Source organism: Microbispora sp. CSR-4 (genome assembly GCF_008033685.1).
Lineage (GTDB): Bacteria > Actinomycetota > Actinomycetes > Streptosporangiales > Streptosporangiaceae > Microbispora.
The window spans coordinates 1-16,015 of record NZ_VJVX01000032.1 but is presented as its reverse complement, the minus strand read 5'-3'; the positions used below and the strand labels follow the sequence as shown (position 1 = coordinate 16,015).

Here is a 16,015-nt window from a genome sequence, read left to right as displayed (position 1 = left end):
TCGCGGGGCGTTCACAGGGCCGTACAGAGCGCCGTTCACAGCGCCGTTCACAGTGCAGGCTCCAGCGGGCGGAGCTCGTACGGCCCGGCGTCGGGGAGGCCGAGCCCGAGGTGGTCGCGGAGGGTCGTCCCCTCGTAGTCGGTGCGGAACAGGCCGCGCCGCCGCAGCTCGGGCACCACATGGTCGGCGAAGTCGTCGAAGCCCGACGGAAGGACGTCGGGCATCACGTTGAAGCCGTCCGCCGCGCCCGTGCGGAACCACAGCTCGATGTCGTCGGCGATCTGCTCGGGTGTCCCCACGACGATCCGGTGACCGCCGCCGCCGGACAGCTTCTTCAGCAGCCGGCCGAGCGTCGGCCGCTCCGTTTCGATGATCGTCTTGACCACGCGGTAGAAGGTCTGGGAACCACCGGCCTCGTCGGGGGCGACGAGCAGCTCGGGCGGGATCGGCTCGTCGTCGGACAGACCGTCGAGTGAGATGCCGAGCTGGCCGGCGAGCCGGTTGCGGGCGTACTCGCCGGGGAGGATCTCGTCCAGCAGCTCGCGCCGGGCCCGCGCCTCGGCCTCGGTGCCGCCCACGACGGTCGACAGCCCGGGCAGGACCACGACGTCCTCGGGCCGTCGTCCGAACGCGGCCGCCCCCTCGCGGATCTCGGCGCGGAACGCGCGGGCGTGCTCGATGTCCTGGTCGGCGGAGAAGATCACCTCGCCGACCCGCGAGGCGAGCCTGCGGCCGTCGCTGGAGCCGCCGGCCTGCACCACGACCGGCCGGCCCTGCGGGGAGACGAGCGCGGTGCGAGCCGCCCAGGAGGCGACGACCTGCTCGGTGAACTCGGCGGCGCGGCGGTAGCGCAGCGCGTGGCCGGGCTCACTCGTGCGGCCGAAGTTGCGCGCCGCCACGGCTCCCGCCGTGGTCACCACGTTCCAGCCGAAGCGGCCGCCGCTGACGTAGTCGAGGTCGCCGAGACGGCGTGCCAGCTCGACGGGGTCGTTGTAGGACGACGACAGCGTCCCGATCAGGCCGATCCGCTCGGTCTGCGCGGCGATCCGCGCCAGCACCGTCGTCGGCTCCAGGTTGTTGGACGTACGGTGCCTGATCTGCGGGTCGAGCGACGGGCCGTCGGCGAGGAAGACCGCGTCGAGCTTGGCCTGCTCGGCCTTCTTCGCGATCGAGGTGTAGTGCTCGATCGTGTAGCTCGCGGTGCCGTCGGTGCCGGGGAACCGCCATGAGCCCCCGAAGACGCCCGCGTTGAGGATGTTGACGTTGAGGTGCAGTCGGCGTGACACGGCGATCTCCTTAGCGTGCGCCTGCGACGGCGAGCCCGGCTCCCGGGATCGCCTCCAGCAGTTGCCGGGTGTAGTCGTGCCGCGGTGAGCGGAACACCTGCTCGACCGGGCCGGTCTCGACCACGACGCCGTCCTTCATCACCGACACGTCGTCGGCGATCAGGCGTACGACGCCGAGGTCGTGGGTCACGAACACGTAGCTGAGGCCGTACTCGGCCTGCAGGTCCACCAGCAGCCGCAGGATCTGGGCCTGGACCGACACGTCCAGCGCGCTCACCGCCTCGTCGAGCACCAGGATCCCGGGGTTGAGCGCCAGCGCCCTGGCGATCGCCACCCGCTGCCGCTGGCCGCCCGACAACTGCCCCGGCAGCCGGTGCAGGTGCCTTTCGTCCAGCGCCACCGCCTTGAGCAGCTCGGTCACCCGGTCCGTCCGCTCCCGCCTGCCCCGTGCGAGGCCGAAGGCGCGCAGCGGCTCGGCGACGATCTCGCTCACCGTGAACCGCGGGTCGAGGGAGGTGAAGGGGTTCTGGAACACGAACTGCAGATCCCGGCGGATCTCCCGCAGCCGCCTCCGGGACAGTCCGGTCAGCTCCCGGGCGCCCAGGTGCACGGTGCCGCTGTCGGGGGAGGCGAAACCGGCCAGGATGCTCGCCAGCGTCGACTTGCCCGCGCCGGACTCGCCGACGATCGCGTGCGTGGTGCCCTCGCGTACGACCAGGTCGACGCCGTCCAGGGCGCGCAGCTCACGCCGCGGGCCCCGGCCGCGCAGGCGGTAGGTCTTGGTGAGCCCGCGCGCCCGCAGCACCTCACGGCCGGGCAGCGGGCGCGGGCCCGACGCCGGCTCCAGCCGCCCGGCGTGCCGGGCGGGGGCCGCGTCGAGCAGCCGGCGGGTGTAGTCGTCGGCCGCGTTCTCCAGCACCCGGCGGACCGGGCCCTCCTCCACGATCTCGCCGTCGCGCATGACCAGGATGCGGTCGGAGCGGTCGAGCGCGACACCGAGGTCGTGGGTGACCAGGAGGATGCCGATGCCGAGCTCCTCGCGCAGCCGCACGAGGTGATCGAGGATGACCTTCTGGACGGTGACGTCGAGCGCGCTGGTGGGCTCGTCCGCCACGATGATCTTCGGTTTGCCCGCCAGCGCGATCGCGATGAGCGCCCGCTGCTTCATGCCGCCGCTGAGCTCGTGCGGGTATTGGTGGAACACCCGCTCGGCGTCCTTGAGACCGGCCGTGCGCAGGCTGTCCAGCGCGGCCTGCCTGTGGTGCGCGGCATCGCGGGCCTCGGGCTCGTTGAACCGGACCGCCTCGATCACCTGCCGGCCGATCTTCTTGACCGGGTTCAGCGACGTGTTGGGGTCCTGGGGGATGAAGCCCACGTAGTTGCCCCGCACCAGCGCCATGCGCCGGTCGTTCCAGCCCGTCACGTCGACGCCGGAGTAGGCGATCGAACCGGCCCGGATCCGCGCGGACTCCGGCAGCAGGCCGAGCGCGCCCTGGACCAGGGTGGTCTTGCCCGAGCCCGACTCGCCGACGAGCGAGACGAACTCGCCCGGCCCGACGTGCAGGGTGGCGCCGCGTACGGCCGGCGTCCACCGGCGGCGTCCGGTCCGGTAGTCGATCGCGAGACCGGCGATCCGCAGCAGCGGGTCCTGTCTGTCCGCATGTGGGTCGGTCATCGGCGGTGGTCCTTCCGGGAGGAGGGGCTGATGCGGTGGGTGGCGATGACGACGACGGCGAGCGCCGCGCCCGGCAGGATCGAGGCCCAGGGGTGGACCGCGACGTAGTCGCGGCCCTCGGCCACCAGCAGCCCCCATTCCGGCTGCGGCGGAGGCGCCCCGTAGCCGAGGAAGCCGAGCGAGGCGACGGCGAGCACGGCCGTGCCGATCTCCAGCGCCGCCAGCGCGATCACGGAGCTGAGCGAGTTGGGGACGACGTGCCGGAGCATCACGCCCAGCCGGCCGACGCCGAGGCCGTACGCCGCCTTGACGTAGTCCTGGGTCACCACCGAGAGCACCTGGGCTCTCATCACCCGCGCGAACGACGCGATGGAGGAGATGCCGACCGCCAGGGCGATGTTCTGTGTGGAGTAGCCGAGGACCGAGACCACGACCATGGCGAGCAGCAGGCTGGGGATCGCCAGGAACACGTCGATCACCCGCATGACGGCGGTGTCCACGATCCCCCCGGCGAAGCCGGCGATCAGCCCCACGAGGGTGCCGACGCCGAAGGCGATGAGGACGGCGAGCAGGGTCGCGGTCAGCGTCGTCTGCGCGCCGTACACGCTGCGGGCGAACAGGTCGCGGCCCAGCCGGTCGGTGCCGAACCAGTGCTCGGCGCTCGGCGGCAGGAAGCTCGCGGACGCGTCGCCGGTGTAGGGGCCGTACGAGGTGAACAGGCCGGGGACGACCGCCCAGCCGATCACGACCAGCACGACGAGCCACGAGGCCACCAGGATCGGCTGCCGCGCGAGCTCGCCGAGCCGCCTGGCGATCGGGCGGGCGAAGCCGGCCCGGCGGCCCGCCGCGAGCGCGTCGAGTTCGACGGTCATCACTTCCTCCTCACGCGGCTCAGCCGGCGGCGAGCGCGGCCCGCAGCCGCGGGTCGAGCAGCGGATAGATCAGGTCGACGATCAGGTTGATCAGGGCGAAGCCGGCCGCCACGAGCACGACGGTCCCCTGCACGAGCGGGACGTCCAGCGTGTTGATCGCCGCCTGCGTCATCCGGCCGACGCCCTGGCGGGCGAAGACGGTCTCGGTGATGACCGAGCCGGCGATCAGGTTGCCGAACGTGATGCCGGCGATGGTGAGCGCCGGAAGGCCGGCGTTCCGGAAGACGTCGCGGACGATGATGCCGCCGCGGGTGGCCCCCTTCGCCCAGCTCGTCGTGACGTAGCCGGAGCGGAACTCGGTGGCGAAGCTGCGGACGAGGAGCTGCGCGATCGGGCCGGACACCGGGATGGCCAGCGTGATCAGCGGCAGGACGAGGCTCCGCGCGCCCGTGTCGCCGAAGGCGGGGAACCAGCCGAGCCGGAACGAGAAGATCTGCAGCATCAGGATGCCGGACAGGAACACCGGCACCGAGACCGCGCCCGACGGCAGTGCCTCCAGGAGGTCGCGCAGCCAGGCGCGGCGGGCCGAGGTCGCGGCGAGCGCGATCACGAAGGCGATGGCCAGCGCCAGTGCGAGCGCGCCCGCCGCGAGGAGGAGAGTGCTCGGCAGCACGTCGAGGATCGTGGCGACGACCGGCCGCCCCGACTGCACCGAGGTGCCGAAGTCGCCGCTCAGCGCGTGCCCGAGCCGGGCCAGATACTGCAGGATCAGCGGCCTGTCGAAGCCGTAGCTCGCCGCCACCTGCTCGCGGACCTCGGGCGGCACGGTGTTGACCTCGGCGGGGTCGAAGAGCAGGTCCACCGGGTCGGCGGGCAGCACGAACAGCAGGACGAAGGTCAGGGTGAACGCGGCCCAGACCACGAACAGGGCCCGGCCGGTCTTCAGCGCGAGGTAACGCAGCACGACGTTCCTTCCGCGGGAGCGGGCCGCCGGCCGCCGGGCGCAGGGGCGCGGCGGCCGGCGGCCGTCACTTCCCGTTGCTCTTCCACGTGTCCACGAAGTGGTTGCGGGACTGGGCGTCGAAGATGATCCCGTGGACGTAGTCCGCGTGGGCGATCACCTGTGAGGGGTTGTAGACCGGGTTCACCAGCGCGTACTTGTCGAGCAGGAGGTCCTGCGCCGCCTTGGCGTACTGCTTGCGCGTCGCCGGGTCGAGGGTGAGCTCCAGCGCCCCCAGGGTCCGCGTGACCTCGTCCACGTCGATCCCGGGGGAGTCCTTCGTGACGTACGAGCCGTTGCCGAGCGCCGGGCCGTACTGGAGGTTGAGGACCGCGGGGTCGTTGCGCGAGCGGTTGGCCGCGACGATGTTCCAGTCGGTCTTGGCCTTGGTGAGCAGGGCGGTGTAGTCCGGGATCGGGACGACGGTGAGCCGCAGGTCGATGCCGATCTTCTTCAGGTCCTGCTGGATCGACTCGTACGCCGGCTTGTTCGCCACCAGGTTGCTGATGCCGAGCAGCTTGACCACGAGCTTCTTGCCCTCCTTGACCCGGATGCCGTCCGGGCCCTCCTTCCAGCCGGCCTCGTCGAGGAGGCGCCCGGCCTTCTCGGGGTCGTACCTGAGCACGGTGCCGCTGTAGTCCACGTAGCCGGGGACCGAGGGGGCGAGGACCGAGGTCGCCACGGAGTAGGAGTCGGTGAGCACCGTCTTCCTGACCGCCTCGCGGTCCCAGCCGAGCTGGATCGCCCGGCGCACCGCGATGTCGTCGGTCGGGAAGAGCTGGGAGTTGAGGTTGAAGAAGATGGAGGTGCCGGAGACGCCCCGGTAGATGATCTTGAATCCCTGGTCGGCCAGCGGCTTCTCGTCCGTGGTGCCCACGTCGAGCGTGGCGTCGATGGCCCCGGACGTGAGCGAACCGGTCCGGACGCTGGCCTCGGGGATCGTGTTGAACACGATCCTGTCGAGATAGGCCTCGCCCTTGTGCTTCAGCGCCGGCGGCGCCCAGTTGTAGCCCTTGCGCCTGACGAGCACGGTCTTGACCTGCGGCTGCCACGACTCGTACACGAACGGACCGGTGCCGATCACCTTCTTCGGGTCCGTACGCTCCTCCGCGCTGAGCTTCAGCGTCGACAGCGACAGGAAGCCGGGCTGCGCGTTGGCGGTGAAGGACGAGGCCTGCAGGAAGCTCGCGAGCGGCTTCTCGAAGCGGACGACGGCGGTGTAGCGGTCCGGGGTCAGCGTCTCGATGTAGCCGGGCAGCAGGATGGCGCCGTTGGGGTTGATGCCCAGCTTCTCGTCGCCGTGCACGTACTGGTCGAAGTTGGCCTTGACCACCTCGGAGTCGAACGGGCTGCCGTCGCTGAAGGTGACGTCCTTGCGCAGGTGGAAGGTGAACTCGGTGAGGTCCTTGTTGTACTCCCAGGACTCCGCCAGCCACGGGGTGATCTCTCCGGTGTCCGGGTCCTGCCAGGTCAGCTTGTCGGTGATGTTGTTGCCGATGAGCGATTCGGCGTAGTTGGTGCCCCACTGCGGGTCGGGGCTGCGCTGGTAGTCGATGAGGGCGAACTGCAGGGTGCCGCCGCGGACGGGGGCGCCGGCGGTGGCGGACCGGCCGGTGGAGGCGTCCCCGCGGGTGAGGGCGAACCCGCCTCCGGCGACCAGGAGGACGGCGACGGCCGCGGCGACCCAGGGCCATCTCTTGCGCCTCGGGGTGGCGCGCTCGATTGCGGTGCGAAGGTCTGACATGAACGTTCCTTGTGCTTGGCGGGGCAAAGTCCAGGCGCCGTACGGGGGCGAGGGGGAGGCGCACCGCTCCGGGTGCGCGGGTGTGGCAGGGCTCGCGGACGATGATGTGGATGACGGTCGCGGCCGCCTGACGCATGGCCGGCGACGTGGGTCAGGGCCGCTGGTGCGGCCCTGACGGCAGACGGGCTTCGCGAAAACCGGCGCGGGCTGACCCGCGAACGGCGCGAGAGCCGTTCAGCGCTTACAGAGCGCGCCGGCGAAGAAGGCGAAGTCGATCTCGCGCCTGGAGTACCGAAGCAACTCGATCACGAACTACACTTTACCTACTTGAGAACTAGGTTTTTATGTGATCTGGGTCACAGTCACATCCGCCCGCCCACAGGACAGGGAGATCGTCGATGAGCCTGCAGTTCCTCTGGTACATCCCCAACCAGGCCGAGCCCGGTCACCGAGGCGACGACGTCGTCGAGAACCACAACAGCCTGGACACCTTGACCAGCCACGCCAGGGCCCTGGAGGAGCACGGGTGGGGCGGAGCGCTCATCGGCACCGGCTGGGGACGGCCCGACACCTTCACGGTCGCCGCCGCCCTCGCCGCGCGGACCACGACGTTCCAGCCGCTGATCGCGATCCGTCCCGGCTACTGGCATCCGGCCAACTTCGCCTCCGCCGCCGCGACCCTGGACCATCTCACCGGGGGACGGGTGCTGGTCAACGTCGTGTCGGGCAGGGACAACCTCGCCGCATACGGCGACAGCGAGGGCGACCAGGCCCACCGCTACGCCCGCACCAGGGAGTTCATGCGGATCGTGCGCCGGCTGTGGACCGAGGAGAACGTCACCTATGAGGGCGAGCACTTCTCCGTCACCGGCTCGACCGTGGTGCCGCGGCCGGTGGTCCGGGGCGAACGCCGGCATCCCCGGCTCTACTTCGGCGGCGCCTCGGAGGCCGCGGAGAAAGTGGCCGCCACCGAGGCCGACGTACAGCTCTTCTGGGGTGAGCCGCTCGACGGCATCGCCGAGCGGATCGACCGGCTCAGGCGGCTCAGCGACCGGCTCGGCCGCGAGCACCCGCCGCTGGAGTTCGGGCTGCGCATCACCACGCTGGTGCGGGACACCACCGAGCAGGCCTGGGCCGACGCCGAGGCCAAGGTCGCGCAGATGGCCAAGGGCGCCATCGAACGCGACCCGAACAGGCACGCCGCCGTCGGCCAGCAGCGGCTGCTGGAGCTCGCCGCGCGGGGCGAGGTGCTCGACGACAACCTCTACACCACGCCCGGCAAGTTCGGCGGGGGCGGCGCCGGCACCACCTGGCTGGTCGGCTCGGCCGAGGACGTGGCGAAGTCGCTGCGCAAGTACGAAGCCCTCGGCATCACCCACTTCGTGCTCTCCGACACCCCCTATCTGCCGGAGATCAGGCGCCAGGGCGAGCAGTTGCTCCCTCTGCTGACGGCCGGCCGTGCCGCCTGACGGAGGAACGCGCGGAGGAGATTCGGAGGGGCACGGCCGGCGGCCCGGCCGTGCCCGTCAGGGCTTGCGCGCCAGGCCGCCGAAGCAGGCCACCTCGCGGGGCTCGCCCCACGGGTTGTCCTCCGCCCGCCACCGCGACACCGAGACGATGCCGGGATCGAGCAGCTCGAGGCCGTCGAAGTAGCCCCTGATCAGCTCGGGGCTGCGCGGCGTGTAGGGGGTGGCGCCGCTGCCCGCGTTGTAGCCGCCCAGCGCCTTGACGTACGCCGGGTCGGTGTCGGAGCCGTCGTAGAGCGCGAGATAACTGCCGGAGGGCAGGGCGTCCAGCAGCCGGCGCACGATGTCGCGCGCCTCGTCGTAGTCGGCGACCAGGCCGAGGATGCCCATCAGCATGAGCGCGGTCGGCCGCGTGAAGTCGAGCGTCCCGGCCGCCTCCCGCAGGATGCGGCCGGGGTCGCGCACGTCGGCCTCGATGTAGTCGGTCGCCCCCTCGGGGGTGCTGGTCAGCAGCGCCTCGGCGTGCACCAGCACGAGGGGGTCGTTGTCGACATAGACGATCCGGGACTCCGGGGCCAGCCGCTGGGCGACCTCGTGGGTGTTGTCGACGGTGGGCAGGCCCGTGCCGATGTCGAGGAACTGGCGGATTCCCGCCTCGCGGGCGAGATATCCGACGGTGCGCACGAGCATCTGCCGGGACTGGCGGGTGATGTCCACCATGCCGGGGAAGACGGCGCGGATGCGTTCGCCCGCCTCCCTGTCGACCGGGTAGTGGTCCTTGCCCCCGAGGAAGTAGTTCCAGACGCGGGCCGAGTGCGGCACGCTGCTGTCGATCCTGCGGACGCCGGGGTCGTCGGCGGGAGGAGTGTCGCTCATGGGGACCTCGGAATGGTCGGGACGGGGAGACGACCGCACCCGCGTCGGTGATCTCCGCAGGGTGCCGACAGACGTGCGCCCATCCTTTCCGATCAAGCTCCGGCACGCAACCGCCCGGGGCGCGCCGAAAGCGCCATGACGGCCGCGTTCGCCCCGATAGCATCCCGTCCGGCGGCGGCGTACGGCCGGCGCGGCGAGGGCCATATCGGCGAGGTCCACATCGGGGAGGACAGAGATGATCTCGGCTCGGCCGGAGGACGCGACCCGTCCGGAGGGACGGCCGGTTCAGCCGCGGGGCGGGCCGACGGTGGTGCGCATGATGCTCGGCGCCCAGTTGCGCCGGCTCCGCGAGGCCAGGAACATCAGCCGCGAGCAGGCCGGGCGCGCCATTCGCGCCTCCACGTCGAAGATCTGCCGGCTGGAGCTGGGCCGCACCCCCTTCAAACGGCGCGACGTGACCGACCTGCTCACGCTGTACGGCGTCGTCGACAGCGGGGAACGGGAGACGATGCTGGCGCTCGCCGAGCAGGCCGGCACCCCCGGCTGGTGGCACCAGTACAACGACCTGCTGCCCGGCCGGTTCGAGGTCTACGTCGGGCTGGAGGAGGCGGCGGCCACCATCCGCACGTACGAGGTCCAGTTCGTTCACGACCTGCTGCAGACCGAGGACTATGCGCGCGCGGCGATCCGGCTGCGGCATCGCGGGGCGCCCGAGCCGGACGTCGAGCGCCGCGTCGGCCTGCGCATGCGGCGTCAGCGGCTCCTCGACCAGGCCGGCGGGCCCCGGCTGTGGTCGGTGGTGGACGAGTCGGCGCTGCGCCGTCCCCTGGGCGGGCGGGCCGTGCAGCGCCGCCAGATCGAGCACCTGATCGAGGCCGCCGCGCGCCCGGGCGTCACCCTGCAGGTCCTGCCCTTCCGGGCCGGGGGCCACCCCGCCGTGGGCGGCCCGTTCACCATCCTGCGGTTCGCCGAGCCCGACCTGCCCGACGTCGTCTACCTCGAACAGCTCAGCAGCGCCCTGTACCTAGACAAGCAGGAGGACGTGGACGACTACACCGCCGTGATGAACGACCTCAGCGTGCAGGCCGAGTCGGCCCGCGACACCGTGACGATGCTGCGCGGGATCCTCGCGGATCTGTGAGGGCCGGTATTCGCAAGGGCGGTATTCGTAAGGGCCGGTCAGGCCCTGCCGAGGTGGGCCAGCAGGCGGTCGAGCGGCCAGGTGTTCACCACGTCGTCCGGGGTCAGCCAGGCCCGCTGCGCGATGCCCACGCCGAACCTCTGGTGGGCCAGGTGCGGCACGGCGTGGGAGTCGCTGTCGATGGAGAACTTCACGCCGTGGTGGCGCGCGAGCCGTACGAGGTCGGAGGGCAGGTCGGCCCGGTCGGGGTAGGAGTCGATCTCCATGATCGTGCCGGTCCTCGCGGCGGCGCGGAACACCGCGTCCCAGTCCGCGTCCACCGGCGGCCGCTTGCCGATCTTGCGCGTCGTGGGGTGGCCGATGACGTGGACGTGCGGGTTCTCGCACGCCGCGACGAACCGGCGGGTCATCTCCTCGCGCGACTGGGTGAAGTGCGAGTGCACCGACGCGACGCAGACGTCGAACCCGGCGAGCACCTCGGCCGGCCAGTCCACCGAGCCGTCCGGGGCGATGTTCAGCTCGCTGCCGTGCAGCAATCGCATGTCCGGATATCTCGCCTGCAACTCGGCGATGCGGGCGCGCTGGGCGAGCGCCTTGTCGAGGGTCATCCGCTGCATGACCAGGTCGGGCGCGTGGTCGGTCACCGCGTAGTAGGAGTAGCCGCGCATCGCGGCCGCGGCCACCATGTCCTCCAGCGAGGCGATGCCGTCGGTGAGGTCGGTGTGGGTGTGCAGGTCGCCCCGCAGGTCGTGCAGCTCGACCAGCCGCGGCAGCTCGCCCCGCAGCGCGGCCGCCACCTCGCCGCCGTCCTCGCGCAGCGCCGGGTGCACCCACGCCATGCCGAGCGCCTGGTAGATCTCCTCCTCGGTCTCCGACGCGATGAGGCGGTCGCCGTCGAACAGGCCGTACTCCGACAGCTTCCAGCCCTTCTTGACCGCCATCTCCCGGATGGCGACGTTGTGCTCCTTGCTGCCGGTGAAGTAGATCATCGCCGCGCCCCATGACTCGGCGGGGACGAGCCGCAGGTCCACCTGCAGGCCGCGGTCGGTCCTGACCGAGGTCTTGCGCTCGCCCTTCGCGACGATCTCGGTGACGTACGGCTGCCGCGCGAACAGCTCCATCAGGCCGGGGTCGCCGACGGCGAGGATGTCGATGTCGCCGATCGTCTCGCTCATCCGGCGCAGCGACCCGGCGAAGGCGATCCGGTCGGCCGGCAGCGAGGCGATGACCCGCTCCGCGAGGTCGGCCGCGATGCCGAGGTGGACGCGGTCGCCCGACCGCTCCATGTGCTCGATGCCCCGGAGCAGGTTCTCCTCGGTCTTGGCGCCGAAGCCGCGCACGCCCTTCAGGCGGCCGTCCCGGATCGCGTCGGCCAGCGCGGCGGGGGAGTCGATGCCGAGCTCCTGGAACAGGAACAGCGCCTTCTTCGGGCCGAGCGACGGGACGCGGGTCAGCTTGCGGACCCCCTCGGGCACCTTGCCCCGCAGGTCGTCGAGCTGGCGGAAGCTGCCGCGTGCGAGGAACTCCTCGACCTTCTTGGCGATCGCCTCGCCCACGCCCGGGATCGACCGGACGTCGGTCTCCGCGAGGTCCCCGGGGAATCCCGCGATCGACTTGGCCGCCTTCTGGTAGCTGCGCACCCGGAAGGCGTCCCCGCCGTTCAGCGCGAAAAGCTCGGCGTACTCCTGCAGCGCCGCGGCTGCCTCGTCATTGGCCCGTCCCATGCGTCTCAGCGTAGGCCGTCTCGGGGCAGGAGAAGCGGGAGCGCACGTTCGAACGAACGGATCCAATATGGCCAGGTGTGGGTGCCGTTTCCGTAGAAGTCGGTCGTCACCTTCACCCCGGCCTTCTCCGCGGCCCTGGCGAAGTTCCGGTTCTGCCGCATGATCGCGGCCTCGGTGCCGTCGACCGGCCCGTCCCCGTGGTCGAGCGGGCCGGGCTCGCCGTCGCCGGAGGACGCGTAGAGGCGCACGCCCTTGAGCCGCCCGGCCAGGTCGGCGGGATTGTGCTCCGGCCATTCGCTCGGGTCGCCCCACAGGTCCTCGGTGTCCACGCCGTTGCCTGCCATGAACGACCGATATCCGGAAACGTCGGCACGCGTGTCGAGCACCCCCGAGAACGACGCCGCCGCCTCGAACATGCCCGGATGCCGGGCCGCGTAGACGAACGCGCCGAGGCCGCCCATGGAGAAACCGGCGACCGCACGGCGCGTGCCCACGCCGTATCGCGGCTCGACCAGGCGCGGCACCTCGGTCATGTGGAAGGTCTCCCAGCCGGGGCCGTCGCGCCAGTCGGCGTACCAGCCCATCGGGCCGCCCTCGGGGACGATGACGACGGCGTCGAGGCGAGCGGTCAGCCGGGCGACCTCGCCCGTCCTGAGCCAGTCGAAGGCGCCGCCGGCGCAGCAGCCGTGCAGCAGGTAGAGCGCGCGCCAGCCGGTGGAGCCCGGTTTCCAGGCCGCGGGCTTCACCACCCACACCGAGCGCTCCCCGCCCGCGGCCGGGGAGTCGATCACGAGCCGGTCCGTACGCTCGTCCACGGCCTCCTGCGAGACGACCGTGGCTGTGGCCGTGGCCGTGGCCGTTGCCGCTGCCGGAGGACGGGCGGGCGGTGGCGCCGCGGACTCGGTGGTGCTCTGGCAGCCGGTCACGATGACGACGAGTACGAGCCACGCCACGAATGTCTTCACAAACAGGTGAGTGCCACACCGATCACCCGCCGTCAATGGTGGAGAAGGGCTTGGCGTAGACGAAGGGCCCACGCGGCGGCGGGACCGGCCGCTCGAACACCCGCACCTGGAAGAACTCGCCCCACGCCGGGTCCGGCGCCGTCACGCCGTACGCCTCCGCGGGTTCGAAACCGAAGCGCGAGTAGTACGCGGGACTGCCGACCAGCCCGACCAGCGGCGCGCCGAGCGCCTCGGCCGCCCCGAGTGCGGCGTGCACGAGAGCGGAGCCGATGCCCCGCCGCTGGTGATCGGGGTGCACGGACAGCGGACCGAGCCCGAGCACGGGCACCGAGCCCACATGGGCCCTCGTGCAGACGACATGACCCGCGATCCCACCGGGTGACGCCGTTGACATCGTCGGCGCTGTCGCCGGTGCGACGAGCGACAGCTCCGGCAGCCAGCCGGAGTCGGTGCGCAGCGCGTCGAGCAACGTCACCTCCATCGGCAGCCCGCCGGGGTGGCCGGAGTTGCGGGCCGCTTCGTAGGGCGCGAAGGCGGCGGCGACGACCGCGCGGACGGCCTCGGCGTCGCCGGGGTTCTCCCGTCGGATCAGCATCCGCTCAGCGTCCCGCCCGCCCGCGCGACTCCGCAACGTATTAACGGGCGGGTCCGGCAGCCGGGCGCGAACGGGCCGAGTGGTGATGCCGGCGGGAATGCCGGGCGGACAGCGCGGTTTCGTCCTGTCGGCGCGAATTGCCCGCAAAAGCGGGCATAGGCAATGCCGCCCGCACGCCACTCATATTTGTCCGGTACGTGCAAATTGTCGCAAGTTTTGATCTGGCGAGGGCGCGGCCGGCTGTGGACCGTTGCGATTGCGCGGTGATCGGCTGTCCGGCTTGACCTGAATCGCGGTAGACGAATACCGTCTCTACGAAACTTGCATTAAATATTTGGAAAGTTTCGATGGCGGTTCGCGGGCAGTGACCACCGTCTCGTCGTGGCCGTCCGGCCGCCCATGGTCCTCCTGCCGTGAGAGAGCACAGAAAGGATCATTGATGCCACAGCCGACGGACCCCGAGCCGGTCGCCAGGCCCGTCCCGCGAATCAACACCAAGGTCCCGCATCCGGCCCGGATATACGACTATCTGCTGGGCGGCAAGGACAACTACGCGGCGGACCGCGAGGCGGCCGAACACCTTCTGAAGGTTTCCCCGGGCACTCGCGAGGGCGTCCGCGCCCACCGCGCCTTCCTCCGCCGGGGAGTGCGTCATCTCGCCGCCGAGGCCGGCATGACACAGTTCCTCGACATCGGCACGGGCATCCCCACGCAGGGCAACACCCACGAGATCGCGCAGCAGGCCAACCCCGAGGCCCGGGTGGCGTACGTGGACAACGACCCCATCGTCCTGGTGCACGGCCGCGCCCTGCTGACCGGAGGCCCCACGGGGAAGACGTCGGTGATCGAGGCCGACATGCGGCAGCCGGAGACGATCCTGTCCCACCCGGAGGTCCGGGCCGTGATCGACTTCGACCGTCCGGTGGCCGTCATCCTGGCGGGCGTCCTGCACTTCATCACCGACGAGGAGGACCCGTACGGCCTGGTCGAGGCGTTCAAGGCGGCCGTGCCGCCGGGCAGCCGCCTGCTGCTGTCGCACATCACGCTCGACTTCGCGCCGCAGGTGCGCGAGGAGGAGTTCACCAAGCCCTACGACAACAGCACCGCGCCCATGGTGCCGCGTACGCGTGACGAGGTGCTGCGGTTCTTCGAGGGCTGGAAGGTGGAGGATCCGGGCCTGGTCGAGGTGGTGCGCTGGCGGCCGGACGAGTCCCAGGAGCGGATCCCCGGTGGTCACGCCTGGGCCTACGGCGCCCTCGCGGTCAAGCCCTGATCACGGGCGGCCCTGATCACGGGCGGCCCTGATCCCGGGTGACCTGATCCTGGGGGACCTGATCCTGGGGGACCTGATCCTGGGTGAGAGGAAACGTTCGGGAACACACATGGCCTCCGGTGCGGCGCGCGCACCGGAGGCCATTCCCTGTGAGTGGGGTGCCAGGGGCCGACGGACTCGCGTCGGCGAGTCCGGGCCGGCGGGCCCGGCGCCGCGGCGGCCTGTCGTGGCCGCCGCGGCCGTGGTCCCGGCTCCGGTCATCGCGCCTGACACGGGCGATGAGCCGGCCTGGCCGGACCCGTCATGCCTACTGCGTGAAGGTCCACTTCTGGTTGTTGCCGCCCCAGCAGGAGTACAGCTGGATCTGGGTGCCGTTGCCGGTGCCCTGTCCGACGGCGTCCAGGCACAGCCCGGACTGGACGCCCTGGATGGAGCCGTCGGAGTTGAGGCGCCACTTCTGGTTGTCGCCGCCCCAGCAGGAGTAGATCTGGACCTTGACGCCGTTGCCGGTGCCCGCGGCGTCAAGACACTTGTTGCCGTAGACCCGGAGCTCCTGCGAGGAGGTGTAGCTCCACTGCTGGTTGCTGCCGCCGTGGCAGTCCCAGATCTGGAGCTGGACGCCATCGTTGGTGCTGGCGTTCGGCACGTCGAGGCAGCGGCCGGACGCGACGCCCCTGATCTGCCCGTTGCCGCCGCCACCAGGGGTCGGCGAGGTGCCCGGGCTGGGCGAGGTGCCGGGGCTCGGCGAGGTGCCGGGGCTGGGCGAGGTGGTCGGCGTGGCGGAGTTGAGAGCGTTCAGGACCGAGTTGTACGCGGCCTTCTTGTTGCCGTTGCTGTCGAACAGCAGCGGGCTGGTGTTCGCGCCGAGCCACGAGTCGCTGTCACGCACGCCCCACACCGTGATGCCGATGCAGCGGGGGACGGCCAGGCAGTCGTTGACGACGTTGGCGTAGGTCTGGGCCGAGCCGCCCTGGATGTCCAGCTCGGTGATGGCCACGTCCACGCCGAGGGCGGCGAACTGGGAGATGGTGGTGCGGTAGTTGCTGTTGTACGGGCTCTGGCCGTTGAAGTGCGACTGCAGGCCGACACAGTCGATGGGCACGCCACGCGACTTGAAGTCGCGGACCATGTTGTAGACGCCCTGCGTCTTGGCCCAGGTCCAGTTGTCGATGTTGTAGTCGTTGTAGCAGAGCTTGGCGGACGGGTCGGCCGCCCGGGCGGTGCGGAAGGCGACCTCGATCCAGTCGTTGCCGGTGCGCTGCAGGTTGGAGTCGCGGCGGCCGCCGTTGTTGTCGTCGTAGGCCTCGTTGACCACGTCCCAGTAGGGGATCTTGCCCTTGTAGTGGGCCATCACGCCGTTGATGTGGTTGATCATCGCCTGGCGCAGCGCGCTGCCGC

The 16,015-nt window shown here is 71.0% G+C and carries 13 protein-coding genes; 3 read left to right on the top strand and 10 right to left on the bottom strand.

What is annotated here, in order from left to right:
- Positions 1–47: 47 nt before the first annotated feature.
- From FLV34_RS22825 to FLV34_RS22805, 5 genes are all read right to left on the bottom strand, one after another.
- Positions 48–1,286 (bottom strand): LLM class flavin-dependent oxidoreductase, encoded by a 1,239-nt coding sequence (locus FLV34_RS22825; protein ID WP_142645296.1) that lies wholly within the window; start codon positions 1,284–1,286, stop codon positions 48–50.
- Between the two features lie 10 nt (positions 1,287–1,296).
- The gene (locus FLV34_RS22820) at positions 1,297–2,961 is read right to left on the bottom strand and encodes an ABC transporter ATP-binding protein (protein WP_142645295.1); all 1,665 of its coding nucleotides are present in this window, start codon (positions 2,959–2,961) and stop codon (positions 1,297–1,299) included.
- A complete protein-coding gene (locus FLV34_RS22815) occupies positions 2,958–3,833 on the bottom strand; it encodes an ABC transporter permease (RefSeq protein ID WP_147944004.1) in 876 nt (291 codons plus the stop codon). The genes FLV34_RS22820 and FLV34_RS22815 overlap by 4 nt, the downstream gene beginning before the upstream one ends.
- A 19-nt stretch (positions 3,834–3,852) precedes the next feature.
- Complete coding sequence (locus FLV34_RS22810; protein WP_147944003.1) at positions 3,853–4,797, bottom strand: ABC transporter permease; 945 nt, start codon at positions 4,795–4,797, stop codon at positions 3,853–3,855.
- A 64-nt stretch (positions 4,798–4,861) separates the two neighbouring features.
- The gene (locus FLV34_RS22805) at positions 4,862–6,577 is read right to left on the bottom strand and encodes an ABC transporter substrate-binding protein (protein ID WP_147944002.1); all 1,716 of its coding nucleotides are present in this window, start codon (positions 6,575–6,577) and stop codon (positions 4,862–4,864) included.
- Between the two features lie 398 nt (positions 6,578–6,975).
- Here FLV34_RS22805 and FLV34_RS22800 point away from each other — a divergent pair, with 398 nt between their 5' ends.
- Positions 6,976–8,046 carry an LLM class flavin-dependent oxidoreductase gene (locus FLV34_RS22800; protein ID WP_142645291.1) on the top strand — a complete coding sequence of 357 codons (1,071 nt, stop codon included), beginning with the start codon at positions 6,976–6,978 and terminating at the stop codon, positions 8,044–8,046.
- Positions 8,047–8,103: 57 nt separating this feature from the next.
- Here FLV34_RS22800 and FLV34_RS22795 read toward each other — a convergent pair whose 3' ends face one another.
- Positions 8,104–8,919 (bottom strand): SAM-dependent methyltransferase, encoded by an 816-nt coding sequence (locus FLV34_RS22795; RefSeq protein WP_142645290.1) that lies wholly within the window; start codon positions 8,917–8,919, stop codon positions 8,104–8,106.
- 235 nt (positions 8,920–9,154) lie between these two features.
- Between FLV34_RS22795 and FLV34_RS22790 the strand changes: the two genes are divergently transcribed.
- Positions 9,155–10,060, top strand: coding sequence for a helix-turn-helix transcriptional regulator (locus FLV34_RS22790; RefSeq protein ID WP_142645289.1), 906 nt, complete (start codon positions 9,155–9,157; stop codon positions 10,058–10,060).
- A 38-nt stretch (positions 10,061–10,098) separates the two neighbouring features.
- Here FLV34_RS22790 and polX read toward each other — a convergent pair whose 3' ends face one another.
- Genes polX through FLV34_RS22775 form a run of 3 tightly spaced genes read right to left on the bottom strand, consistent with a single transcriptional unit; the run spans position 10,099 to position 13,344 of the window.
- Positions 10,099–11,784 carry a DNA polymerase/3'-5' exonuclease PolX gene (gene polX, locus FLV34_RS22785; protein WP_142645288.1) on the bottom strand — a complete coding sequence of 562 codons (1,686 nt, stop codon included), beginning with the start codon at positions 11,782–11,784 and terminating at the stop codon, positions 10,099–10,101.
- Positions 11,785–11,789: 5 nt separating this feature from the next.
- On the bottom strand, positions 11,790–12,749 hold the full coding sequence (locus tag FLV34_RS22780) for an alpha/beta hydrolase family protein (RefSeq protein ID WP_222709588.1): 960 nt from the start codon (positions 12,747–12,749) through the stop codon (positions 11,790–11,792).
- Positions 12,750–12,771: 22 nt separating this feature from the next.
- Positions 12,772–13,344, bottom strand: coding sequence for a GNAT family N-acetyltransferase (locus FLV34_RS22775; RefSeq protein WP_147944000.1), 573 nt, complete (start codon positions 13,342–13,344; stop codon positions 12,772–12,774).
- A gap of 439 nt (positions 13,345–13,783) precedes the next feature.
- Between FLV34_RS22775 and FLV34_RS22770 the strand changes: the two genes are divergently transcribed.
- Positions 13,784–14,617: an SAM-dependent methyltransferase gene (locus FLV34_RS22770; RefSeq protein ID WP_142645285.1), complete on the top strand. Its 834-nt coding sequence runs from the start codon at positions 13,784–13,786 to the stop codon at positions 14,615–14,617.
- A gap of 307 nt (positions 14,618–14,924) precedes the next feature.
- Here the strand turns inward: FLV34_RS22770 and FLV34_RS22765 are convergent.
- Positions 14,925–16,015 (bottom strand): ricin-type beta-trefoil lectin domain protein (locus FLV34_RS22765; protein WP_147943999.1); only part of this gene is annotated, 1,091 nt, incomplete at its 5' end.